17 protein-coding genes are annotated in these 21,604 nt (G+C 62.0%); 7 read left to right on the forward strand and 10 right to left on the reverse strand.

Going from position 1 to position 21,604, the window contains the following annotated elements; translation table 11 throughout:
- Positions 1-43: 43 nt before the first annotated feature.
- A complete protein-coding gene (locus tag IE111_RS03390; RefSeq protein ID WP_189607098.1) occupies positions 44-1,720 on the reverse strand; it encodes a methyl-accepting chemotaxis protein in 1,677 nt (558 codons plus the stop codon).
- A 261-nt stretch (positions 1,721-1,981) separates the two neighbouring features.
- Here IE111_RS03390 and IE111_RS03395 point away from each other — a divergent pair, with 261 nt between their 5' ends.
- Complete coding sequence (locus tag IE111_RS03395; protein WP_189607099.1) at positions 1,982-2,749, forward strand: EAL domain-containing protein; 768 nt, start codon at positions 1,982-1,984, stop codon at positions 2,747-2,749.
- Between the two features lie 66 nt (positions 2,750-2,815).
- On the opposite strand, the gene IE111_RS03400 is transcribed toward IE111_RS03395, so the two are convergent.
- Complete coding sequence (locus IE111_RS03400) at positions 2,816-4,678, reverse strand: PhoX family protein (RefSeq protein ID WP_189607100.1); 1,863 nt, start codon at positions 4,676-4,678, stop codon at positions 2,816-2,818.
- Positions 4,679-4,897: 219 nt separating this feature from the next.
- Here IE111_RS03400 and IE111_RS03405 point away from each other — a divergent pair, with 219 nt between their 5' ends.
- Together IE111_RS03405 and IE111_RS03410 are read left to right on the forward strand one after the other, a co-directional pair.
- Positions 4,898-6,829, forward strand: a complete 1,932-nt coding sequence (locus IE111_RS03405) for a metallophosphoesterase family protein (protein WP_189607101.1) — start codon at positions 4,898-4,900, stop codon at positions 6,827-6,829.
- A 64-nt stretch (positions 6,830-6,893) separates the two neighbouring features.
- The gene (locus IE111_RS03410) at positions 6,894-8,534 is read left to right on the forward strand and encodes a tetratricopeptide repeat protein (protein ID WP_189607102.1); all 1,641 of its coding nucleotides are present in this window, start codon (positions 6,894-6,896) and stop codon (positions 8,532-8,534) included.
- A gap of 70 nt (positions 8,535-8,604) precedes the next feature.
- Here IE111_RS03410 and IE111_RS03415 read toward each other — a convergent pair whose 3' ends face one another.
- From IE111_RS03415 to IE111_RS03425, 3 genes are all read right to left on the reverse strand, one after another.
- Entirely contained in the window at positions 8,605-9,999 is a 1,395-nt protein-coding gene (locus IE111_RS03415; protein ID WP_189607103.1) for a beta-helix domain-containing protein, read from the reverse strand.
- Between the two features lie 388 nt (positions 10,000-10,387).
- The gene (locus IE111_RS03420; RefSeq protein WP_189607104.1) at positions 10,388-11,092 is read right to left on the reverse strand and encodes a glutathione binding-like protein; all 705 of its coding nucleotides are present in this window, start codon (positions 11,090-11,092) and stop codon (positions 10,388-10,390) included.
- On the reverse strand, positions 11,085-11,687 hold the full coding sequence (locus tag IE111_RS03425; protein ID WP_189607105.1) for a DUF1993 family protein: 603 nt from the start codon (positions 11,685-11,687) through the stop codon (positions 11,085-11,087). Before IE111_RS03425 ends, IE111_RS03420 begins: the two co-directional genes overlap by 8 nt.
- A gap of 99 nt (positions 11,688-11,786) precedes the next feature.
- Between IE111_RS03425 and IE111_RS03430 the strand changes: the two genes are divergently transcribed.
- Entirely contained in the window at positions 11,787-12,674 is an 888-nt protein-coding gene (locus IE111_RS03430) for a LysR family transcriptional regulator (RefSeq protein ID WP_189607106.1), read from the forward strand.
- A 43-nt stretch (positions 12,675-12,717) separates the two neighbouring features.
- On the opposite strand, the gene IE111_RS03435 is transcribed toward IE111_RS03430, so the two are convergent.
- Positions 12,718-14,850: a hypothetical protein gene (locus IE111_RS03435; RefSeq protein WP_189607107.1), complete on the reverse strand. Its 2,133-nt coding sequence runs from the start codon at positions 14,848-14,850 to the stop codon at positions 12,718-12,720.
- A 196-nt stretch (positions 14,851-15,046) separates the two neighbouring features.
- Between IE111_RS03435 and IE111_RS03440 the strand changes: the two genes are divergently transcribed.
- The 3 genes from IE111_RS03440 to IE111_RS03450 all read left to right on the forward strand — a co-directional run bounded on the left by IE111_RS03440 (position 15,047) and on the right by IE111_RS03450 (position 17,623).
- Positions 15,047-15,637 (forward strand): SAM-dependent methyltransferase, encoded by a 591-nt coding sequence (locus tag IE111_RS03440; protein ID WP_189607108.1) that lies wholly within the window; start codon positions 15,047-15,049, stop codon positions 15,635-15,637.
- Positions 15,638-15,965: 328 nt separating this feature from the next.
- Complete coding sequence (gene rsgA, locus IE111_RS03445; protein ID WP_189607109.1) at positions 15,966-17,036, forward strand: ribosome small subunit-dependent GTPase A; 1,071 nt, start codon at positions 15,966-15,968, stop codon at positions 17,034-17,036.
- A gap of 380 nt (positions 17,037-17,416) precedes the next feature.
- Positions 17,417-17,623: a cold-shock protein gene (locus tag IE111_RS03450; RefSeq protein WP_108126131.1), complete on the forward strand. Its 207-nt coding sequence runs from the start codon at positions 17,417-17,419 to the stop codon at positions 17,621-17,623.
- 450 nt (positions 17,624-18,073) lie between these two features.
- Here the strand turns inward: IE111_RS03450 and waaA are convergent, their stop codons facing one another.
- The 4 genes from waaA to IE111_RS03470 are packed head-to-tail and all read right to left on the reverse strand — an operon-like array spanning position 18,074 to position 21,604.
- The gene (gene waaA / locus IE111_RS03455; RefSeq protein ID WP_189607110.1) at positions 18,074-19,399 is read right to left on the reverse strand and encodes a lipid IV(A) 3-deoxy-D-manno-octulosonic acid transferase; all 1,326 of its coding nucleotides are present in this window, start codon (positions 19,397-19,399) and stop codon (positions 18,074-18,076) included.
- Complete coding sequence (hemW, locus tag IE111_RS03460; protein ID WP_189607111.1) at positions 19,396-20,553, reverse strand: radical SAM family heme chaperone HemW; 1,158 nt, start codon at positions 20,551-20,553, stop codon at positions 19,396-19,398. Before hemW ends, waaA begins: the two co-directional genes overlap by 4 nt.
- The gene (gene rdgB, locus IE111_RS03465) at positions 20,550-21,161 is read right to left on the reverse strand and encodes an RdgB/HAM1 family non-canonical purine NTP pyrophosphatase (RefSeq protein WP_189607112.1); all 612 of its coding nucleotides are present in this window, start codon (positions 21,159-21,161) and stop codon (positions 20,550-20,552) included. The genes hemW and rdgB overlap by 4 nt, the downstream gene beginning before the upstream one ends.
- On the reverse strand, positions 21,158-21,604 hold the full coding sequence (locus IE111_RS03470) for a DUF4426 domain-containing protein (protein ID WP_189607113.1): 447 nt from the start codon (positions 21,602-21,604) through the stop codon (positions 21,158-21,160). Before IE111_RS03470 ends, rdgB begins: the two co-directional genes overlap by 4 nt.

The raw sequence follows: 21,604 nt of genomic DNA on the forward strand, positions 1-21,604 counted from the left end.
ATTGAGGGACAGCCTTTGGGTTGGCGGGCCCCGGATTCGGACCTTACTTCAAACGGAAAAACGACACTGACTTCAGCAACTCTTCGCTCAGCTCGTTCAGCGATTCTGTCGATTCGACGGAACCGCGTGCCCGTTCGGCGTTTTCCTCGGTGATCTCGTTCACCTCGTTCACGGTGTTGGTGATGCCGCCGAGCGTGGCGTTCTGTTCCTCGGCGGCGGCTGAGGTCTGCAGGGTCCAGTCCTTGATCTGTTCCACGGCCTGAACAAATGTCTTGATGGTCTCGCCCGCCTGGCTGATGGTCTCCACTGAGGCCACGGACTTGGTGTGGCTGCCGCCAATCACGTTGACGGCGTTCTGGGTGCCGTTGCGCAGGTCTTCCAGCGTCTGCTGGATTTCCTCGGTGGATTGCTGGGTGCGGTGGGCGAGTTTGCGTACCTCGTCGGCGACCACGGCGAAACCCCGGCCCTGCTCGCCGGCGCGGGCGGCTTCAATGGCGGCGTTCAGTGCCAGCAGGTTGGTTTGCTCGGCGATGCCCTGGATCGAGGTGATGATGGTGGTGATGTTCTCGGCCTGGCCGTCCAGTTTTTCGATGACACTGACCGACTGTTCGATCTCGGCCGCCAGCGTCTGGATGGCGTCGACCGCTTCCTGAACGGTGCGGTTGCCGGTCTCGGCGGACTCGTTGGCCTGTTCGGAAACGGTCAGTGACTCGGCGGCCGCTTCGGAGACCTGATGCGAGGCGGTCTGCAGCTCGCCGATGGCGTGGGCGAGCTGTTTCATTTTGTCCTGCTGGGTTTCGGCATCCTGAAACCGGGCTTCGGTGTCGGACATGATGTCGCTGGCCGCTTTTTGCAGGTGCTCGGACAGGTCCATCACCGAGCCGACGATGGTGGCGAGTTTTTCATTCATCCGGGCCACGGCCAGTTTGACTTCGTCCACCTCATCGCCGTTCTCCTGGGCCTGGATGTTGGCCGTCAGGTCACCGCCGGCCAGCCGTTGGGTGACGTCCACAATGGATTTGAGGTTGCGTTTCAGGGTGCGTAATACCCAGATGGCCGCCGCCACGGCCGCCACGATCAGCACAGCCAGGCCGATGATCAGGTTTTGCACCGTTGCCTGCTGTGACTCGATCAGGTTCTCGGATCGGGTATCGACCAGGGTGTTGTATTGGGTTTTCAGCGTGTTAATGCGCGCCTCGACCGGTCCCAGCGCTTCTTCCAGGGCGGCTTCGACCGCGTTGCGTTGGTTCCAGGTGGCTTTTTCCGCCCACGCGGTGCCGGCTTGGTCAAAAGCGTCCTGCAACGATTGCAGCTCGGTCAGCAGGTTGTCGGCCAGGGTCCGCAGTGAGGTGTCCGTTTTTGCCAGCATGACCTTGTCCCAGCTTTCAACCAGGTCCGGTGTCAGGCTGTTGACCTGTTCGACCAGAGTGGCTTCGGTTTCCTGGGCGGCTGCGATCGAGCCTTCCAGCTCCGACAGATCGATACCGCCGGCGAAATAGCGGGGGCCGAGATCCTTGGCGGTGGTGTATTGGCCTTGCAACCGGCTCCAGTTCTCCGTCATGGAGGTCACGAATTGGCGCAGTTGAGCGTCTTTTTCACTGTTGCTGATGACGGTGTTGAAGCTGGTCACGAACAAGAGGGCGAGTAACAGCAGTGCCAGGATAAGGGCGGACACCAGCAGGCTGATCTTCAAAGTAAGAGGGAGTTTTTTAATTTTCATGGCCTGACCGCTCGTTTTTAAGGCTGACTTGTTTTTTTAGTGTAGTTCAGGTAACGGCGTTTCACCGCAATCCTTTAATGCGATTCCTGTGCCAGAACACCGGTCGATATGCCGATTGGTGAAATTGGTGCATCAACCGAACCGGTTTCCGGAACCGGCGGTAAGGCGTCGAACAACGGCGAGCAATGATCGAATCGTAAGCTGCACACTGGACGAAGCCCGTCTACACTGGACGATGAATCCGTTTTCAGTCCAATGTTCATGTACAAACCCGACGATTTCCGTTCCCTGGCCTGCCGGGAGTGTCGCTCGCCCGAATTGCTGGGCTTTGATTTCTCCATGGCGTTCCAACCTATTGTCAGTCTCAATCAGCGTGCGGTGCTCGGATATGAAGCTCTGGTTCGGGGCACGGCCGGTGAACCGGCCTATTCGATCATTGAGCGAGTGGACGACAGCAATCGTTACCGCTTCGATCAGGCGTGTCGCGTCAAGGCGATCCATTTGGCTTCCCGCCTGGGTTTGACCGGCCTGTTGAGCATTAATTTCTTGCCCAATGCCGTCTATCGGCCGGAACTGTGCATTCGCACCACCCTGGAGGCCGCCGCGGAAGCGAATTTCCCCATCGATCGCATCCTGTTCGAGATCACAGAAGTGGAACAGGTGGCCGACGAGCGCCATTTGATGGCCATTCTCGAGTATTACCAGCAACAGGGCTTTCAGACCGCGCTCGACGATTTCGGGGCCGGTTATTCCGGTCTTAACCTCCTGGCCGAGGTCCAACCGAACATCGTGAAGCTGGATATGTCACTGATCCGCGATTGCGACCGGGATAAAAAACGGCAAATCATTCTGGCGTCGACGGTGAAGATGTTGCGCGACCTGGGGGTGGAACCGCTGGCGGAAGGCGTCGAAACGCGGGAGGAATTCGGGTTTCTCGAAGGGCTGGGAATCGACCTGTATCAGGGCTATTACTTCGCCAAGCCTGCGTTTGAAAGCCTGGTCGACGTGGATCTGGACAGTCTGATCTAAACCTTGTTGGTGGCAAAAAAAACCTCCCGACCGGGAGGTTTTTTTGTTTACGCGATCGCGTACCGATCAGGCGCCGATGATGCCGCCGTCTTCGCGACGAATCGCGACGATGGAGGAACGCGGTACACCGTCTTTGTCGGTGTTTGGCCAGGCATTGCCCGGGTGCTGAATGCCGACGAATGCCGTGCGGTGATCGTCGGAGAAGGTGATGCCGGTGATCTCACAGCCCTGAGGGCCGACCATGAAGCGGCGGATGTGACCGGTCACCGGGTCGCCGCACAGCATCTGGTTGTTGCCCTGACCGGCGAAAATGCCTTCGTTCGAGTAGTTGCCGTCGGTCTGGATCCAGAGGCGGCCGAATTGATCGAACACCAGGCCATCCGGGCTGTTGAACATGTTCTCGGCGGTGACGTTGTCGCTGCCGGCGTACAGACCGGTCTGGGTTTCGGGGTTACCGGCGACGGCGTACAGGTCCCAGCCGAAGCGGTCGGAGCTGTGGTCGCGGTTTTCCGGCATCCAGCGCACGATCTGGCCGAAGTGGTTTTCGGCGCGCGGGTTCGGGCCACCAACCGGCTGGTTGTCCTTGACGCCACGGTTCTTGTTGTTGGTCAGGGTGCAGAACACCATCGGCGAGGACGGGTGGCAGGCGACCCATTCCGGGCGGTCCATAGTGGTGGCGCCGACGAAGGTGGCGGCGGCTCGGGCGCGGACGAGAACATCGGCTTCGCTCTCGAACCCGTTCTCCCGGGTCAGGCCGTTACGGCCGTAGCTCAGCTCAATCCACTCGCCCATGCCGCCGTCGTGGAACTTGGCTACGTAAAGCGTGCCCTGTTCCAGCAAGCGCATGTTGCGTTCGCGGTTGTCGGCGTCGTAAGTGTCGCGGGAGACGAACTTGTAGATGAACTCACCGCGCTCATCGTCGCCCATATAGACCACGGCACGACCGTCCTTGTTGATGGTCATGGCGGCGTTTTCGTGTTTGAAACGGCCGAGGGCGGTGCGCTTTTTCGGGGTGGAGGTCGGGTCCATCGGGTCGATCTCGACGATCCAGCCGTGACGGTTCGGCTCGTTCGGTTCCTTGGCCAGATTGAAACGGTCCTCATGCGGCCACCAGTTGTAGCCGAAGCCGTTTTTGCTCAGGCCATAACGCTTGTGGGCCTCGGTCAGCGCAGTGCCTTCCGGCGCGCCGAAGTAGCCGTTGAAGTTTTCCTCGCAGGTCAGGTAGGTGCCCCAGGGCGTGCGACCGGCGCCGCAGTTGTTGAAGGTGCCCAGCACCTTGCGGCCGGTGGCATCGGCATTGGTTTTTACGTAATCGCTGCCGGCGACCGGACCGGTCAGTTCGAACTCGGCGTAGCCGTGCAGGCGGCGGTTCATCGGCGCGCCTTTTTTGATCTGCCAGGTGCCGTTGCGCTTGCGCTCGACCTCGACAACGGTGATGCCGTGGGCGTAAATGCCCTTGCGCACGTCTTCAGCGGTCTTGGCGGCTTCGCCGTGCTCGAAGATGAATTCGTCGTTGTAGTATTCGCTGTTCACGGCCAACACAGCGTGGTTCGGGTCGATGGACCCGTCGGCACGGGTGACGTGATACAGCTCCATGCCGTCGGTGTTGTCGCCGAACTGGCCGGCCTGGTCCTCGGCGCTGTTGGAGCGGGAGAATTTGGGCGCGCCATCCAGAACCGGGTCGCCCCAGGACATCAGGATGTCGTAGGTATAACCGGCCGGCAGAGAGACCTCGTCCGCCGTGCTGGTCGGGATGTTCTCGAAACCCATCAGAGTGGTCGCCTGGCTCACGGCCATGGCCAGTTGCGAGGCACCGCCCAGAAAGGTCGCGGCACCGGCGGCGCCACCAGCCTTGATCAGGCTGCGGCGGGAAATGGCTTTGTCGATCAGGCGGTCGAACTCGACCGGCTTGTTGTTATCGTCATGCATGGTCCTGTCCTTTTTGTATCACGGATCGTTGAAGGATGCGGGTAAGCGGGGGACGAGTGTTCCGAAGTTGTGTTACCGCTGTTTGACATTAAGATGTCGGAACCGTGACCCAATGGTGATGACGCAGCCTTTACGCTCGAGTGCTGGTACGCTTGGGTGCGCGTCGGTAGGCTTGAATGAGTCTCTGAACGATGATTGGATTCAATCTAAGGACACCCCTTGACCTTCGCACCTGTCGAACCCGAACCGACCAACCTGCCTTTGATCCTGGCCGGGCCCATGGTGCGTCGGCTGCAGACCGATCGCCTGGTGCTGTGGCTGGCGACTTCGGCTCCGTTGTATGGGCGGATCGTGCTGCACCCGGGTACCGACGAAACGGTGCTGGACAAGCTCGACCTGGCGACCTGCACCCGGTCCATCCGGGTGGGTCGGCAAGCCTGGCTGCATCTGATCGAGGTGCCGCTGAACGCCGCCGACGGCGACCTCATCGGATACGACTTGCAGCTCAAGGCCGGCTCGGGCACTCGCCCGCTGTCGGAATTGGTGCCCGACTTGTTGTACCCGGGCCAACCCTGGCCGACGGTGGCTGTCCACACCCGGTTGCGACAATTCCTGCACGGTTCCTGCCGTAAACCGCATTACGCCGGAGACGACGCCCTGGCCCAGGTGGACCGGCGCATCGAAGGCGGTTTGACGGAAGCCGAAGCCCGTCCGTCGCTGCTGATGCTCACCGGTGACCAGATCTACGCCGACGATGTCGCCGGCCCGATGTTGCGGCTGATCCATGACGTCATTCGCCGACTGGGGTTGTACGACGAGCGCTGGCAGGAAGCGGAAACCAACGACAGCCAGGGGTTGTTCGTCAGCGCGTTCACCTATTATCACCGCGAGTCCCTGCTGCCCAGTACGCGCGAAAACCGACTGCTGCAGGACCTCTTCTTCGGCGGCGTGCGCAAGCCGATCTTCACCGCGGTGTCGGCCCGCAACCATCTGATCACCCTCTCCGAAATGCTGGCGATGTACCTGCTGGTCTGGTCGCCTCAGCTCTGGCCGTTGCTGGACCGGACCGCTCCACGCCTGGAAGACCGGGACAAAGCCGAATACGAGCGCGAGCTGGGTAACCTGGCCGGGTTCGAACGGTCCTTGCCGGCTATTCACCGGGCGCTGGCTCATGTGCCGGTGTACATGATATTCGACGACCACGACATCACCGACGACTGGAACCTGACCCGGGGCTGGGAGGAAGCCGCCTATGGCCATCCGTTTTCCAGGCGCATCATCGGCAACGCTCTGCTGGCCTATGGGCTGTGCCAGGGGTGGGGCAACGACCCGGAGCGACTGAAACCTCTGTTGACGGAGACCATCGCGCCCCTGTTCGAGTCGGCCAGCGAGGACGGCGAACTGAACGAGGCGGTTCACGACCGCACCATCGACGCCTTGCTGGATTGGGAGGAGTGGCATTACCGGTTGCCGACCGACCCCAAATGGCTGGTGCTCGATACCCGTACCCGGCGCTGGCGCTCGGAATCCAGCCCCGGCAAACCGTCCGGGTTGATGGACTGGGAAGCGCTGACCGAGCTGCAGCAGGACCTGATTCACGAACGCGCCGTGATCATGGTCTCGGCGGCGCCTGTATTCGGCGTCAAACTGATCGAGACGGTCCAGCGTGTTTTCACCTTTTTAGGCAAGGCATTGATGGTGGATGCGGAGAACTGGATGGCCCACCCCGGAGCGGCCAACGTCATGCTGAATATCTTCCAGCACGCCCGGACACCCAAGCACTTCACCATCCTCAGCGGCGACGTGCATTATTCCTTCGTATACGACGTCGGCATCAAACACAGCAAGAGCAGTCCGGAGATCACCCAGATCACCTGCAGCGGTTTGCGCAACACCTTCCCGGAAAAACTGCTGCCCCGGTTCGATCGATTGGACCGTTGGCTGTTCAGGCCCGGCTCACCGTTGAACTGGTTCACCAAACGCCGTCGCATGACGATCCGCAAGCGTTACCCGGAAGGAATGGGCGGACGCCTGCTGGTGAATCAGTGCAGCCTGGGATATGTGGCGCTCGATGACGAAGGGCGGTCGGCGGATGTGCGGTTGATTCTGAGCAATGGGGAGGAGATTCGCTTCGGCGCACCTCACGAGTGAGGGGCGTCGCACTCCGCCTAAGGCTGTGGTAGCTTTTTTATCCGCAGTCACAAGGGAAGATCCCATGCCGTCCCCTTATTCAAAATCTCCGTTTTTCCCGAATCTCCGTTCCGTCACTCTGTGGTGCGCCGCGTCGACCCTCATACTCGGTGGATGCGCGACCACCCAGCCGCCCCAATCGGATGAACCGCAAGCCGATTCCGAATCCGCCATCGATCCGAACTATTCCAGCGAATTCCACCGGACTCGCATTCTGGCCGAGGAAGGCGATGCCGATGCCCAATATACCCTGGGTTATCTGTATCACTTTGGTGATGGCGCGCCCCAGGATCTGATCGCGGCCGCCGGCTGGTACGAAAAGGCGGTGCGCCAGAACCATGCGTCGGCACAAAACAACCTGGGTGTGCTCTATGAATCGGGCTATGGCGTTGAACAGGACCTGGTACGGGCGGTCGAGCTCTACCGGGCGGCGGCCGAGCAGGGCGATGCCGTCGCCCAGGACAATCTGGGCATGATGTATTACTGGGGCGACGGAGTGGAGCAGAGCTTCGATAAAGCCGCGCACTGGCTGAGCCAATCGGCCGGGCAGCGTTACGCCGAGGCCCACTACCACCTTGGCTTGCTCTATGAAAACGGCGAGGGTGTCGAGGAAAACCTGGAAACCGCCTTCGACCACTACGAATGGGCGGCTCGCGAGGGGCATTCGGCGGCCCAGAACGCCTTGGGCGTGCTGTACCTGCAAGGCGCGGGGGTGGAGGCCGATTACGAAGAAGCCGTGTTGTGGATGCAATTGGCAGCGGAACAGGACCATTTGGGCGCCCAATACAACGTGGCCTGGATGTTCGAAAACGGCTATGGCGTCGACGCCGACCCGAGTGTCGCCGCGAACTGGTATCGCAAGGCCGCGATTCGGGGCGATGCCGATGCCCAGAATGCCCTCGGCTTGATGTATGAGGACGGTCGGGGCGTTCAGCAGGACCACGATAAGGCGTTTGGCTGGTTCAAAAAAGCCGCGGAGCAGGACCACATCGACGGTTGGTTCAACCTGGGGTGGTCCTATGCGTACGGTCTGGGGACCGAGCAGGACATCGAGCAGGCCCACCGGCTGTACGGTCTGGCCGCCGAACAGGGACACGACAATGCCCAGTACCGGTTGGCCCTGCTGTATTACGACGGAGTCGGCGTTGAGACGGATTACGACACAGCGGCGCAATGGCTTGTGCGTTCAGCGGAGCAGGGGTATTCGCCGGCACAGAATCACCTGGCCTATCTGTACAAGACGGGTCTCGGCGTGGTGCAGGATTTCGATCAGTCACTGCACTGGTACCGAAAAGCGGCGGAACAGGAATACTCGATCGCCGAAAACAACCTGGGCGAACTGTATTACGAAGGACTCATTGTCGAGCGTCATTTTCCCACAGCTTTCCGCTGGTTCCGTAAGGCGGCCTTGCATGAGCACGATCATGCCCAGTACAGCGTGGCGTATATGTACTACACCGGCGAAGGCGTCTCGGTCGACTTGGTGCGGGCCTACGCCTGGAACGACCTGGCGGCGGAAGCCGGCAACAGCTCCGCCATCGCATTGCGTCCGATGCTGAGCGCCGGGATGACGCGCGGTGAAATTCGCCAGGCCAAGGGGCTGGCGGCCCAGATCCGGTCGGCCATTGAAACCGGCGATGCGTCGGCATTGCCGGGTGTTGAATAAGGCCGGGCGGGGGGGGTGGATTACGCGCTGGCGCGCTATCGAAGGCGTAATCCAACATCACAACCCAACCTCAGTTCTCGCTGAAATCCGTCCAACCCAGATACCAGGGGTTCGACACCTGCGGATCCACGGCACCGTAATAGGTGGCGCTTCGGTCCCAGAAATCACTGTCGCTCGGCCAACTGGCCTGTTCGCGATACGCCTGCATGCCTGGCCGGAAAACCGGCTGGCGCGGGTTGCGGGCGTTCTGGGTGAACAGCTTCTCGGCGGTCTGGGTGGGGGCCGCGAACACGGTGGCCTCGTCGACACCGGCATCGTTGTTCTTCTCTCCCGTCTCGGCCGGCCAAATCTGTTCGATACTCCGGGAACTCTCGATCAGCAGCGAGTCGAACGCCAGTTGGTTGTGCTCCAGCAGCGACCCGGTCAGCGGGTCGCGCAGGTCGATCGGGTGCGTACCGTAGCCGGCGATCAGGATGTTACCGAAGCGACCGGCGGTGCCGCTGCGCAACACCATGGCCGTGTGTTCGCCGCTGTTGCTGATCAGGGTGACGTTGCTGAATTCAGGCGTGGAGCGAGGCCGGGCGTCGTCGCGCTCCGGTGAATTGTCGCCTTCGAAACCGCGGTCGCCTTCACCGGTATGCTGTTGAATGATCAAGTGCTGTACCCGGCCGTTCCAACCCAGATCCCAGTCCAGACTGTCGTCGCGGGCGCCTGTGATCAGCACATGACGCATGCTGGCCGACCCTCCGAAGAATTCGATGCCGTCGTCGAGCGCCTTGTGTACCTGAATGTGCTCCAGCACGGTGTCCGGTCCGCAACCGCCCAGGGTCAGGCCGTTCAATTCATTGCCCGGAAAGGCCTCGTAACCGGCGTATTCGATGCGTACGAAGGTCAACTCGCCGCAACTGCCTTCCTCGACCTGGCCGCCGAAATGGCCGCGAATGTCCCGGCCGTCCACACCTTCCACGCGGGCGAAGGCTTCGTTGGTGCGGTCCTCGCCGAGCAGGACCACTCCGCCCCAGTCACCCCTGGCACGCTCACCCACATCCTGGGCGCTGGTGAAGACGATGGGAGCCGAGCGGGTGCCCCGGGCGATCAATTGGCTTTCGCGGGCGACGATCAGCGACGAGCCGTGTTCGCCGAGGATCCGGGTGCCGGGCTCGATGGTCAGGCGGGCACCGCCGTGTACGAAGACATCGGTTTCCAGCACATAGGTGCGGTTGGCGTGCCAGGTGGTGTCCTTGCCGATGTCCTGGTCGATGTGAACGGTGCCTGTGATCTGCTCCATGACAGGCGAGTCCAGGGCGGAAACCAATAATGCCAACCCACCGAGGGCGATCAACGCCATCAGTACGCGTCGCCAGACGCTGGGCAGGACCGGCTTGCGGTTCGGGCTCGGGCGGGGCGACGTGGCATAACCGGTTTTGGCCGACAAAAATGAGGAATTTGGAGTGTGAGCGGTCATAAGCGGCATAGACTTCTTGAAATGGGGCTTCGAAGTCTATGACGTCGGTATGACAGAACTGTGTCAGACCGCAAAACTGTGAACTATAACTGATTGTTTTTTAACGCCTTTTGGAGAAGTGCGCCAAAAGCGCGCCGGATCGGCTTCTCCCAAGGCTAATCACAGCCTTATCCACAGATTGTGTGGGTAAGTGCACCATGAGGGGGTAGGGGGCATCAGGCTAGCGCCGGGTGCCGGGTTGACCTATTCGGGGATGTCGGCCGCCCGGACGGCGGCCGTCAAGCCCCCATGGATGGGTTCACGGCGACCCCGAATAGGTCTACCCGGCAGCCGGTGCGGGTTTTGGCAATGTACTATCGACTGGGCTCCATGTTTTGCCGACCAGCTATCAGCGTTGCACTCGCGATGCATCCTGCCCAAACAGTACCTGTTTTTCCTCCTCGCTGAAGCCGTCTTTCTTAGGCGGCGCGATGTCCTCGGCCAGGGCATAGGCGCGTTTCACGGCCGGGCGTTCGGCGATGGCGTTGTACCAGCGCTTGAGGTTGGGGAAGTCGTCGAGGCTCTGTTGTTGGCGTTCGTGCGGCACGACCCAGGGGTAGCTGGCCATGTCGGCGATGGAATAGTCCCCGGCCAGGTAGGGTTGCTCGCCGAGTCGTTTGTCCATAACCGCGTAGAGGCGGGCGGTTTCCTTGACGTAGCGATCGATGGCGTAGGGGATTTGCGTTGGCGCGTAGGCGTTGAAGTGGTGGTTTTGCCCGGCCATCGGGCCGAGGCCGCCCATTTGCCAGAACAGCCATTGCATGACGTCCAGTCGCTGGCGTGGGGTCTCGCCGATGAACTGGCCGGTTTTCTCGGCCAGGTAGACCAGGATGGCGCCGGATTCGAAGACCGATACCGGCTCGCCGCCATCTTCCGGTTCTGTGTCGACGATGGCGGGGATCTTGTTGTTGGGCGAGTGTTTGAGGAACTCGGGTTCGAACTGGTCACCCCGGCCGATGTTGATCGGTATCACCTTGTACGGTAATCCGGTTTCTTCCAGGAAGAGAGTGATCTTGTGGCCGTTCGGGGTGGTCCAGTAGTAGAGATCAATCATCGTGAGGCTCCGTTGGTTCGATGGCTGAGACAATCCGGTAGCTGGGCGGTCCTTCGAAATCCGCCTTGCCCAGTGGCACGCCCTGGTGCCTGAGCAGCGCGTGGATCATGCTCAGATGAAAGTACAGGTTGGGGATAACGTAGCGCATTACAAAGTCAGGGGCGTTAAAACGCCGAATTCGGCCACGCCACTGGACGTCGATAGGGCGCGTTTCAACATCGAAGTCTGGTTCGGCTGAGTGCCGTTCCAGGTCCCGCAGGGCGCGTTTCAAATCCGATTCGATGGTGTCGAAATCCCGGGCCGGTTCGCGGAAATCCCGCTCATCGCCGCGATTGAATACGGCGTAGTCCGGTGCCTCCGGCGTCGGCGGTGACCCGCCCGCGAGGCGGATGACACTGCCGCGTGCGCCGCTGGTCAGTATCTGGAACTGGCGATCCAGGTTCAGCATGTCGGGTGCGAGCCGGGCGTTGAGCAGATCGACCGGATCCAGGTTTTGTCTATGGCAGTGGGTGGCTGCTTTTACGGCCAGGACCCGGGCTCGGTTCAGTACCGATACGGCGCTGTCCCGGGCGAGAGTGTGGTGCGGGTTGGGCATGGTGTGGTCCCGTCGGTGAATGACGAGGCTATTGTGATCGGGTTAACTGGATTTGATAATGGCATTGAAATCAACAGTACTTTCAATGGACATTTGAAAATGTACAGCCTGACCGATGTGAATCTGTTTCTGCGCGCCGCCGAGGCGGGGAGTTTGAGCGCCGCGGCCCGGCAGTTGAACCTGACGCCGGCGGCGGCCAGTGCCGCCCTGAAGCGGCTGGAGGCGCAGTTGAATGTGCGTTTGTTCGAACGCTCCACCCGGTCGTTGCGGTTGACCCCGGAAGGGGAGGTGTTTGCCGAACATGGTCGCGGTGCGCTGGGTATGCTGGCGGACGGGGAGGCACTGATCGGGGCCCGAAGCCGGACGGTCAGCGGGGAGGTTCATTTATCCGCGCCCACCGATCTGGCGCGAACCTGGCTCAGCGGTTGGCTGGACGACTGTCTCGGGCGTCACCCGGACCTGCGATTGGTGCTGCATGTTTCGGACGCCTTGCACGATCTAACCCGGGAGTCCGTCGACATCGCGCTGCGCTACGGTGACCTGCAGGATTCCAGTCTGATTGCCCGGCGGTTGACCGTCAGCGAACAGGTCGCCTGTGCCTCGCCCGATTACCTGGCCCGACACGGCACGCCCCGACATCCGCGTGAACTCGCTCACCACAATTGCCTGACGTTCTACAGCAACCACCGGCCGCGCACGACCTGGACCTTTCAGCGGGACGGGAAAACGCATGAGGTTCGCGTCGAGGGAGACCGGCGGGCCGATGACAGTGCCCTGGTACATCAATGGGCCCTGGAGGGGGCCGGCATTATTTACAAGTCCCGGCTGGATTTGATGGACGATTTGCAACAGGGGCATCTGGTGCCGTTGTTTCCGGCGTTCAGGGGGCCAGAGGTGGCGTTGAATGCGCTCTATCCGAGCAAGCGGTATCTGCCGTTGCGCACGCGGCGGGTGCTGGATGATCTGGTGGAGTGCTTCGCGAATTAAGCCATGCGAAAAGCCCCCGGCGGAACCGGGGGCCGGGGGGGCTTCAGTTGCGGGTGTAGCGCATCAGTGTGGCTTCACCGTCGAAGTTGTACAGGCAATAGAATCCGCCGTCGGATTCGCCCAGGACGGTGCATTCGTAGCTTTCCGCCTCGACGTCGGTCCACTCGGCGTCACAGCTGTCGCGGCTCTGCTCGCGAACGACCGCCTGGGACAGGCTGGCGCCTTCCTGCTCCCATTCGTATTCGATGCGGTAGAGGTCGCACTGACCGGCGCCGTCCTGTTCGGTGTAGGCACCGGTACCGTCGCTCTTGAAGGTCTCCTGGCCGGAGCCGAACCAGCTGCAGTCGTAGTCGAGCGTCTCGGTGGTGTAGGTACCGCTCTCGACCGTGACACGGGTGTTGTCTGCCGCCTGGACATCGACGTCGATCAGCGCTTCCCAACCGCGATCGGTATAGTCGTCCTGGTAGGTCAGCTCCATCGGCAGTTGGGCGAGCTGGATCACGCCGGCGTATACATCGCTGCAGTTGCCGTCCGGTGAGAACTCGCTCAGGCCGGCCGCATTGGGCATCGTATCCAGGGCATCCAGCGCCGCCTGCCCGAAACGCTGGTAGTTGAAGGCCGCCGAGGTGACGCCCCGGGTGTTCAGCGCTTCACTGGCCAGGGTGTCGGCCGCGGACTTGGCCGGGTCGCCGGTATAGACCACCAGGTGTTTGCCTTTGATGGCCGCGTACACGGTCGGGCTCGGCAGCGGTGTCGGCACCTGAACAGCGTCGCCGTTGCTCGGGATGCTCAAACCGGCCATGCCCGGCACGCTGGTGGTGATCAGGCCGGCGATGGTTTCCGGGCTTTCCGCGCTCAGGCTGATCAGGGCGGAACCGGTGATTCCGGCCGGGCTGGATGGGTCGGCTTCGACCGAGTACAGCGCCGCGCCGATGCCCTTGACGCCCTGGGCCATGCCGCTGGCCATACCCAGCATAGCCGGGTTGGTGGATTGGGCTTGCGTCTGCAGGTCGATCAGCTGCTGACATTCGAAGTCGGCGTTGGTGAACTGGGTCCACAGGGCCGTGGCTACCGGAGCCAGCTTGTTCACGTCGAGACCGAGGGCCAGGGCGAACAGCTTGTCCGAGGCGTCGCCGGCGTAGTCGGGCAGGGAACCGGACAGCTTCTGCAGCTCACCGGTGACCTGGCTGTTGTTGATTTCCCAGATCAGTCGCACGCTCTGGCTCAGGGTGTCGCCGCTGACTTCCAGGGCATTGTTGCCGGCGACCAGACGGGGCGCCTGACGCGCCAGATCGACGATTTCGGCGCGGCAGGTGGCGTCGAGCGAACCGCCGGCGTCGGCCATGACGTCCGGTGCCAGGCGGGACAGGTCGCGGCCGAATGCGGTGTTTTCCGGTTGCAGGATGCTTTCGACCACATTGGCGATGTCGATGAACATGCGGGTCTTTTCGTCGAAGCCGTAGGTCTCACCCAAAGCGTCCCAGGTGCCGGCGTCGGCCATGGACTGCTCGATGTCAGACAAGCCCAGTCGACGGGCCATCATGTCCTGGGTGTCCTGGCCGTTGAACAGAGACACGGTGGCGACCCCTTCATTGACGGCAACCGCCAGGTCGGCCGACAGTTCTTCTCCCGGAGGTGTCAGCCGCCACAGTTGAACGGAAACCCCGTCGACCTCGGTGGTGCGTGACTCGGCGCCGCTTTCGGTTTCGGCGTCGGACAGCAGGGTGCGGAAGGCTTCCTCGTCTTCCAGGGCGAAACGGACGACCGGCATGGCTCCGTCCAGGAAGAACAGGGCGGCGCCGTCTTCCTTCATGCCATAGCGGTCCATAAGGGCCTGGTAGCCGTCCGACAGATGGGTCATGTAGTCGTCGAGCCACCAGACGAACAGCGCCATCGCCGGGGAGTCCAGGTCGGCCTCGGATTCGAGCAGGGTTTTCAGATCGCGAATGTCCGACTCGGTGTACGGCATCATCATGTTGTCGCTGAACCGGCCCATCCGGCTGTCCGCGTGGCCGGCGGCGAAGATCGGGGTATCGGCGGGAACGGTTTCCAGCATGGCTTCCAGGGTGTTCTCGTCATTCGAGAACAGGCCGAACAAATCGAAGGCCGAGGCCGGGGTGGCGATGGCCGCCGTCAGCGAGGCGGCCAGGGCAAAGCGGGTCAGGTGTCCTTTCATCCAGGGCTCCATCTTTCGGTTGATATACTGCCGTTTGGGCCGTCTAAGCGGCTCGTCCACGGTGCGAAAGCGGGCATTGTATCAGCAGATTTGCACGCTTGCCTCAGTCCTGGATCACAGACGGCACAGTTTACAGGGTTGAAGCATCGGGAGGCTGTCTCCATTGATTTATTCGAATCCGTTATGAGGTTTTGCGATGTGGGATGACCGATATGCCGGTGACGACTATGTCTACGGCACCGAACCCAACGACTATCTTCGACGACAGGCGGACCTGTTCGCCGACGGCGCGCGTGTGCTGTGTCTCGCCGAGGGGGAGGGCCGCAATGCCGTTTATCTGGCGCAGCGCGGATTGAATGTCACCGCCGTGGACAGCTCACCGGTGGGGTTGGCCAAGGCCGGGCGCCTGGCCGATTCCCGCGGTGTCTCGATCCGAATCGAGGAGGCGGACCTGGCCGATTATTCGCTCGGACATGAACAATGGGACGGCATCGTATCCATCTTCTGCCACCTGCCGCCCGATGCCCGCCGGCGCCTGCACCAACAGGTGTTCGCCGCACTGAAACCCGGCGGCCTGTTCGTTCTCGAAGCCTATCGTCCGGAACAGCTGGAGCTGGGGACCGGCGGACCGCCGAACGCCGATCTGATGATGACCGAGGCCGAACTGCGGACCGAACTCGAAGGGCTTCACCTGGATGAGATTCAGTCGGTCGAACGCCCGGTGATCGAAGGCCGGGGACACACCGGGATGGGCGCCGTCGTCCAGGTGCTGGGCCTCAAGGTCTGAGAACGCTTGCGCGGATCACCGCCTCGGTGCACACTTTCAGGTCTGGAGCGCAGGCTCCGGACCCATTCCAGAAAAGGAGAGCCATTATGACAGCCATCATTCACACCGCTTCGCCGATTGCCGTATCGGCAGGCCGGGTATAAGGCGCGCTCGCTCTCCCCAGTCCTAAGTTCTTCGACCTCCGTCGAAGGCCTCCAAGGAGTGTAACGCTCCACCCCGCCTGTCCTGACGTTCGATAAAGACTCGGGTGCGCCGCAGTGGTGTGCCCGGGAACCGATTGTCCCGGGTCATGCCGTGTCATGGCCCGGACCCAGTAAAGGACAGACCGATGTCATCATCGCATTACTCGCTGGCCGAACTCGGCTGGCACCCCGTATTCATGCAACAACTGTCTCTGGACGACCTGGAACAGGGCCGGGCGGCGCGTGTCGCGGCCGTCCATCGCGATCGACTGATCGTATTGACCGAGGCCGGTGAACAGGCGCTCGACCTGACCGGTCAATGGCTGCAAGCCACCCCGGATGAACGCCCCACCGTGGGCGACTGGCTCTGGCTGTATGACGACGCTTCGCGGCCGATGCGAATGCTGGAGCGCCAGAGCCTGGTGAAGCGGACCGCGTCCGGCAGCAATCCCAAACCGCAGTTGATCGCGGCCAATCTCGACACCCTGTTCGTTGTCTCCTCGTGCAACGCCGATTTCAATCCGTCGCGTCTGGAGCGCTATCTGGCGCTGGCGTTCAGTGCCGGTGTCGACCCGGTGATGGTGCTGACCAAGGCGGACCGGTGTGACGACCCCGAGGCCTACCGCCAGCGCGCCCAGAGCATCCGTACCGATGTGCCGGTGGTGGTGCTCAACGCGCTGGACGACGGTATTCGGGAGGCCCTGTCGCCCTGGCTGTTGGCCGGCCGGACCCTGGCCTTCGTCGGCTCCTCCGGGGTCGGCAAGTCGACGCTGACCAACACCCTGATGGGTCGGGAAGACCAGGCCACCCGGGCGATCCGCGAGGACGACGCCAAGGGGCGCCACACCACCACGTCCCGCCAGTTGGTGCGGTTGCCGGGTGGCGCCTGGGTGATGGACACGCCCGGCATGCGCGAACTGCGCCTGGGCGATGCCACCGAGGGCGTGCACCGGCTGTTCGACGACCTCGATGAGTTGGCGGGTCAATGCCGATTCAACGACTGTCATCATCAGGGCGATGACGGCTGTGCGCTGGAAGCGGCGGTCGAGGCCGGCGAACTGGAACCGCGCCGCTTGCAGAGTTACCTGAAGCTGTTGCGCGAGACCGAGCGCGCGTCCCGAACCGCCTGGCAACAGCGCGAGAAATGGAAGTCGTTCGGCAAGATGGCGCGCCGGGTGCAGCGGGAAAAGCAGGCACGCAGCGGCCGGATGGAGTGATTCGGAACGGTCCGTTTTGTCATGGAAACGTCACGGCTTCACGCCACACTCGGGTGTAAGGTGGAGCCCTGGCCGGCCGAATCTTCGACAGAAACCTGGCCGGCCGAGCATCGACCGAAAGTGGCCCGAACGGGTAGCGTTGACAGGCCTGGCGAGGCGTGAAAGTAAGACGAAAAAATGCTTTACATCCCGCAACGCTGCGCTAAAGTGATCGCTGTTAAAGATTTTCGCAATACTTATAAGCAAGACCCGGTGAGACTTTGCAGTTCCCCTGAAAAGGTTGCGCGTAAGTAGACGTTATCTTTACCCGGCGGCGTAAGCTCGGGTTGCCCGGGCCAGTGGCGCCACATTGTTAAAACGCGTCCTTCAGGAGATCGCACATGTCCGTACAAACCGGCAAAGTAAAATGGTTCAACGAGACCAAGGGTTTTGGCTTCATCGAAGTGGAAGGCGGCAAAGACGTCTTTGTACACTTCAGTGCCATCAAGGGTGACGGCTTCCGTACCCTGGCTGAAGGCCAAGCCGTTCAGTTCACCATCACCGAAGGTCAGAAAGGCCCGCAAGCCTCCGACGTTGAAGTGATCTGAATCCTCCGGGATTCAAGCGAACATCAAAAAGCCGCCTCTAGGGCGGCTTTTTTGTGGGTATCTGTCCGGGGCAGTGGTCTGGCTCGACTGCAGGTTGCTGGTTCCGTGGCTGGGTTCGCCCCTGAGGCGGGGGTAGCCCTCCCTGGGGCCGCCGTGAATCCGTCCATGGAGGCTTGACGGCAGCATCCTTGCTGCCCACATCCCCTGGGAGGGCTACCCCCGCCTCAGGGGCTGTCTGCCGTGCCAGTCCCCACCCCCTAAGAAGAGGGATAAAATTGTGACCAGAGGATAGTGACTAGCGCCGGATGCCAGGTAGACCCATACGGGGATGTCGGCAGCCATGGATGGCTGCCGCCAAGCCCCCATGGACGGGTTCACGGCGACCCCGTATGGGTCTACCTGGTATCCGGTGCGGGTTATACCACTGAAGTACGACCGCCGAATCTTGGTTCAGGAATTGATCGGCCGAATGGCCTTTGAATTGCTGATGCCCTGGCTGTCGGCATCCAGCTCCAGTTGCTTCTCGATCCAGTTTTCGAGCCGCTTGAGCGCGCCCTGTTGCTGCTGGAAGAAGAGGTAGGCGCGCTGCCCGAAGGTATCGCGCAGGTCCTGGGATTTGAGCAGGCCGATCAGGCGTTTGCTCAGCTCCTGGGTGTCCTCGACAATCACGGCGCTGTGGTCTTTGGCCATGGCGTCGACGATGGACTGGAAGTTGAAATAGCTTGGCCCCATCAGCACCGGTCGCGCCAGGGCCGCCGGCTCGATCGGGTTATGGCCGCCGCCGCCGTTCAGGGTGTTGCCGATGAAAGCGGCCTGGGCGGCACCGTAGAACAGCATCAGTTCGCCCAGGGTGTCGGCCAGGAAGACGGCGTCGGTCTTGCGCGGTTTCTGGATGCGGCTGCGCCGGCTGTAGCGCCAGCGGTGCTGGTCTAGCAGGTCGGCGACGGTGTCGAAACGGTCCGGGTGGCGCGGCACCAGGATCAGCAGTGCATCGGGCAACTGCGTGCGGACGGCCTTGTGCACCTCCAGAACCTGTTCATCCTCGCCGGTGTGGGTACTGGCGGCCACCCAGACGGGGCGACCGTGCAATTGCCGGCGGTATTGTTCGATGCGACTGTGCAGTTCCGACGTCAGCGGCAGGTCGAATTTGATCGAGCCGGTCACTTCCAGCCGACCCTGTTCCACGCCCAGTTCGTGAAAGCGTTCGGCGTCCGGCGCGTACTGGGCAGCGATGCCGGTCAGGCTGTTCAGCATCGGCTGGGTCAGCCAGCGCAGCTTGCGGTAGCCGCGCATGGATTTGATCGACAGCCGGCCGTTGGCCAGCATGACGGGAACCTTGGCTTTATTGCAGTGGTGCACCAGGTTGGGCCAGAGTTCGGTTTCCATGATGACCAGGGCACGCGGTTTCAGTGTGCGCACCAGGCGTTTCTGGACGTGCGGCAGGTCCCAGGGCAGGTAGGCGTGATACACCCGGTCGTCGAACTGGGCGCGGACCGTGTCCGAGCCGGTCGGGGTCATGGTGGTGACCAGGACCGGGATGTCCGGGTGGCGTTCCAGCCAGCGTTCGATCAGCGGACGGGCCGCGATGGTTTCGCCGACGCTGACCGTGTGCACCCAGAGCATGCCTTCCGGCATTTTGGGCCAATGGCCGAAGCGTTCCCCGATTCGTTTGCGATAGGCGGGCAGTTTTCGGCCGCGCAGCCAGACCCGCACCAGTACCGCCGGCACCAGCAGGTAGAACAGCAGGGAATAAAAGTGACGGGCCAGGGTCTTCATGCCAACCACTCGGCGAGGATGTCATTCAAGTATAGAAAACCCTGAGGCGTTGTGCTCAGTCGACCGCTGTGAATTTGAAGCAGTCCACGTTCGATCTGGCTGTCCACTGTCGGTTTTATATCACTGTAAGGCAGGCCGGTCGCGGCTTCGAAGTCCGCCTGCGGCATGCCGTCGACCAGACGCAGGGTGTTGATGAAATAATCGAACGGACGATCCTCCGACGTGACCGTTTCCTCGTGACGCACCAGTAACCGGTCCCGGTTCAGGTAGTCTTTGGGCAGCCGGGTTTTACGCGTGCGCACGATGCGGACCGGTTCCCGATCGGTCGCCGGCCAGGTGACCTTGCCGTGGGCGCCCGGCCCGATGCCGAGATAGTCGCCATAACCCCAGTAGTTCAGGTTGTGCCGGCAGGCCAGGCCCGGACGGGCATAGGCCGATACTTCATACTGGCGGTAGCCGGCGTCCGCCAGTCGTGCCTCACCGGCTTCCTGAATCGCCCAGAGGGTATCGTCCCGGGGCAGCACCGGTGGCTGGCGGTAGAATTCGGTGTTCGGTTCGATGGTCAGCTGATACCAGCTCAGATGGGTGGGCGACAGGTCGATGGCCTGTTCGAGGTCGTCCAGCGCTTCGGTCTCGGTTTGGTCCGGCAAACCATGCATCAGGTCGATATTGAAGTTGTCGAAACCGACGGCGCGGGCCCTGTCCACGGCGTGCCGGGCCTGGCCGGGGTCGTGGATGCGACCCAGGCGCTGCAGGTGGTGTGCCTGGAAACTCTGTACGCCGACCGACAACCGGTTCACACCGGCCGCGCGAAAGCCCTTGAAGCGACTCTCGTCCACGGTGCCCGGATTGGCTTCGAGGGTGATCTCGCAGTCCGGCGCGAACCCCAGTCGCTGATCCAGCCGCTCCAGGATCGCGCCGATGGCGTCCGGCGACAACAGGCTGGGCGTACCGCCCCCGAAGAAGACGGACGTGACCGGCCGGCCCTGAGCCAACGGGCTGTCCTGGTCGAGGTCCTCGAACAGACGGGTCAGATACTCGGCCTCGGGGATGAGCTCCGGATCCAGCGCGTGGGAATTGAAGTCGCAATAGGGGCATTTGCGCACGCACCAGGGCACGTGCACATAAACGGACAGCGGCCGTTGCACGGTCATGAGGTCAGCCGTTGCTCCAGCAACGGCAGGAAGGCGGCCATGGCCTGGCCGCGATGCGATAGGCGGTTTTTGACCTCGGGCGCCAGTTCCGCCGCCGTGCAACCCTGGTCGGGCACGTAGAAAATGGGGTCGTAGCCGAAACCGTCCTCGCCGACCGGTTGGGTCAGGATGACGCCTTCCCAGCTGCGCTGGACGATCAGCGGGGTCGGGTCCTGGGCGTGGCGCATAAACGCGAGCACGCACTGGAATCGAGCGGTGCGTTCGGCTTCCGGGACGTCTTTCAACTCGTTCAACACCCGCTCGATGTTGGCGGTGTCATTGTGCTCGCCGCCGATCAGCGCCGAGTACCGGGCACTGTAAATACCCGGCGCACCGTTCAGGGCGTCGATCTCCAGGCCCGAATCGTCCGCAAGCGCAGGCAGGCCCGTGGCCTCGGCGGCGTGGCGGGCCTTGAGAATGGCGTTCTCGATGAAGCTCAGGCCGGTCTCGTCGGCGTCGACCACACCCAGCTCTTTCTGCGGCACCACCTCGATATCGAGCGGTTCCAGAAGGCGGCCGAATTCCCGTAACTTACCGGCGTTGCCGGAGGCCAGCACCCATTGGCTCATTCACCTTCCTCCCACATTTCCTGACTGAAGCTGTATTCGAAGACGGGTTCGTCCGGCAGGTCGACGGTGACGTCGAACCAGAGCATTTCGCGGTCGTCGATGCGCACCTGGCCCAGGTGATAGATGGCGTTCTGCTCACGCACCACCTCCAGATCCACATCCTGCGCCTGGCCGATCAGGTTGCGCACCCGCACCGAGACATCGGCTTCGACTGGCGTGGCCACGCCATCGGGTTGTTGTTCGAGCACGGACAGATTGATCAGCGCCATTCGGCCGGAGCGCTGCAGGCCGTACTGGCTGGCGATCTCCGGAGACAGGTTGGTGCTGTTGAGCACGATGTAATGCAACTCGTGCCCGCGAAATTCCACTTTCTGTTCCGCATGGGCCAGACCCAGTGTCATGGCCAGGCCGAGCAGCAGCATCGCGGCGCGATGGATTCTCAT

It is taken from the genome of Saccharospirillum salsuginis, assembly GCF_014651855.1.
Lineage (GTDB): Bacteria > Pseudomonadota > Gammaproteobacteria > Pseudomonadales > Natronospirillaceae > Saccharospirillum > Saccharospirillum salsuginis.

Excerpts from the sequence above, each read along its gene's own strand:
- IE111_RS03400 (WP_189607100.1), bottom strand. The coding sequence starts at position 4,678 with ATGCATGACGATAACAACAAGCCGGTCGAGTTCGACCGCCTGATCGAC.
- waaA (WP_189607110.1), bottom strand. The coding sequence starts at position 19,399 with ATGAAGACCCTGGCCCGTCACTTTTATTCCCTGCTGTTCTACCTGCTG.
- rdgB (WP_189607112.1), bottom strand. The coding sequence starts at position 21,161 with ATGAGCCAATGGGTGCTGGCCTCCGGCAACGCCGGTAAGTTACGGGAA.
- IE111_RS03425 (WP_189607105.1), bottom strand. The coding sequence starts at position 11,687 with ATGCCCAACCCGCACCACACTCTCGCCCGGGACAGCGCCGTATCGGTA.
- IE111_RS03470 (WP_189607113.1), bottom strand. The coding sequence starts at position 21,604 with ATGAGAATCCATCGCGCCGCGATGCTGCTGCTCGGCCTGGCCATGACA.
- IE111_RS03415 (WP_189607103.1), bottom strand. The coding sequence starts at position 9,999 with ATGACCGCTCACACTCCAAATTCCTCATTTTTGTCGGCCAAAACCGGT.
- IE111_RS03435 (WP_189607107.1), bottom strand. The coding sequence starts at position 14,850 with ATGAAAGGACACCTGACCCGCTTTGCCCTGGCCGCCTCGCTGACGGCG.
- hemW (WP_189607111.1), bottom strand. The coding sequence starts at position 20,553 with ATGACCGTGCAACGGCCGCTGTCCGTTTATGTGCACGTGCCCTGGTGC.
- IE111_RS03430 (WP_189607106.1), top strand. The coding sequence starts at position 11,787 with ATGTACAGCCTGACCGATGTGAATCTGTTTCTGCGCGCCGCCGAGGCG.
- IE111_RS03450 (WP_108126131.1), top strand. The coding sequence starts at position 17,417 with ATGTCCGTACAAACCGGCAAAGTAAAATGGTTCAACGAGACCAAGGGT.
- IE111_RS03420 (WP_189607104.1), bottom strand. The coding sequence starts at position 11,092 with ATGATTGATCTCTACTACTGGACCACCCCGAACGGCCACAAGATCACT.
- IE111_RS03390 (WP_189607098.1), bottom strand. The coding sequence starts at position 1,720 with ATGAAAATTAAAAAACTCCCTCTTACTTTGAAGATCAGCCTGCTGGTG.
- rsgA (WP_189607109.1), top strand. The coding sequence starts at position 15,966 with ATGTCATCATCGCATTACTCGCTGGCCGAACTCGGCTGGCACCCCGTA.
- IE111_RS03395 (WP_189607099.1), top strand. The coding sequence starts at position 1,982 with ATGTACAAACCCGACGATTTCCGTTCCCTGGCCTGCCGGGAGTGTCGC.
- IE111_RS03410 (WP_189607102.1), top strand. The coding sequence starts at position 6,894 with ATGCCGTCCCCTTATTCAAAATCTCCGTTTTTCCCGAATCTCCGTTCC.
- IE111_RS03440 (WP_189607108.1), top strand. The coding sequence starts at position 15,047 with ATGTGGGATGACCGATATGCCGGTGACGACTATGTCTACGGCACCGAA.